The sequence below is a fragment of the Paenibacillus arenosi genome (genome assembly GCF_014841135.1).
GTDB classification, from domain to species: Bacteria; Bacillota; Bacilli; order Paenibacillales; family Paenibacillaceae; genus Paenibacillus_B; species Paenibacillus_B arenosi.
Genome location: NZ_JACYTN010000055.1, coordinates 1 through 1,214, shown reverse-complemented (window position 1 = coordinate 1,214; position 1,214 = coordinate 1). Strand labels below are relative to the sequence as shown.

At 42.2% G+C, this 1,214-nt stretch carries 1 protein-coding gene; it reads right to left on the bottom strand.

The annotated features are described in order from the left end of the window. Window positions 1-18 precede the first annotated feature (18 nt). Window positions 19-1,136, bottom strand: a protein-coding gene (locus IFO66_RS23610; protein WP_192027463.1) for an IS3 family transposase whose coding sequence is annotated in 2 segments (ribosomal slippage) — window positions 19-890 and window positions 890-1,136 — 1,119 coding nt in all. Because the reading frame shifts where the segments join, the coding sequence is not laid out codon by codon here. Window positions 1,137-1,214: the final 78 nt, after the last annotated feature.

Here is a 1,214-nt window from a genome sequence, read left to right as displayed (position 1 = left end):
TGGACTGTCAACAGTGAATCAGACAACTTTTTTAAGGGCCTCTGCTTTGTACTGAACTGGCGTCATGTAGCCTAGTGTGCCATGAACACGATGTTTATTAAACCAGTTTACATAATCATATAATTCTAGTTTTAGATGATGAAGATTCTGGAAATTCATCTGATTGACGAATTCTGTTTTCATCACTTTGTAAGTAGCTTCAGCAACGGCGTTGTCATAAGGACAGCCTTTCATGCTCAGGGAGCGACCAATGTTGAACGTTTCTAATAGATCGTCCATGGTCTGATTCTTAAACTCGCTTCCACGATCCGTATGAAACCACTGAATGTCGCTTAAATCGCCTTCTACTGTGGCAAAGGCATGGGAAATCAGAGCAGCATCCTTGTATGGACCTGCACTGTGGCCAATGATTTCTCGGTTAAATAAATCGATCAGCACGCAAATGTAATGCCACTTGTGCTGGACTTTGACATAAGTGAGATCGCTGACTACGAAGCGTTTAGCTTCAGTTTGATCGAACTCACGTTTTAACTCATTCGCCGTTATAGCTTCATTACAAGCAGTCTTGTGCGGCTTATACTGCGCTATTGTGTACGTGGACACCAGACCCTGCTCTTTCATAATCCGTCCGATTCGACGTCTTGAAACCGTATAGCCTTGTTCCTGAAGTTTGACCTTCAATTTGCGCGTTCCATACGCTTTTCGGTTGGCATTAAAGATCTCTACGATAGCCGTCGTTATTTCGTCATCGTTGTCTTTTGCTTTCGTTTCATAGTAGAAGGTACTTCTGGAGATTTGCAGGACTTCGCACAATGCTGATACCGAGTATTTATCACTGTTCTGCTTAATGATCTTTACTTTCGTCCCATGATCAGCGCGGCTTGCTTTAAAATGTCATTTTCCATTTCAAGTCGCTGAACTCGCTTACGAAGAGCGATGAGTTCATTTTCTTCAGCTGTTCGGTTATCTTTTTCAGAAAACGAACCTGACGTTTGCGTTTGCTTAATCCAGCGATCGAGGGCAGATGGACTAAGTTCATACTCTCTCGCAATCGTTGCCCTTGGCTTTCCATTTTCATATAACTGGACCATTTGTCTTTTGAATTCTGCTGTAAATGTACGTCTTTGTTTTGGCATAGTAGATCCGCTCCTAGTATTATTCTCTTCATTCTACTAGCCCTTATTTTTATTGTCCAACTAAGTGTAGCCGATCCA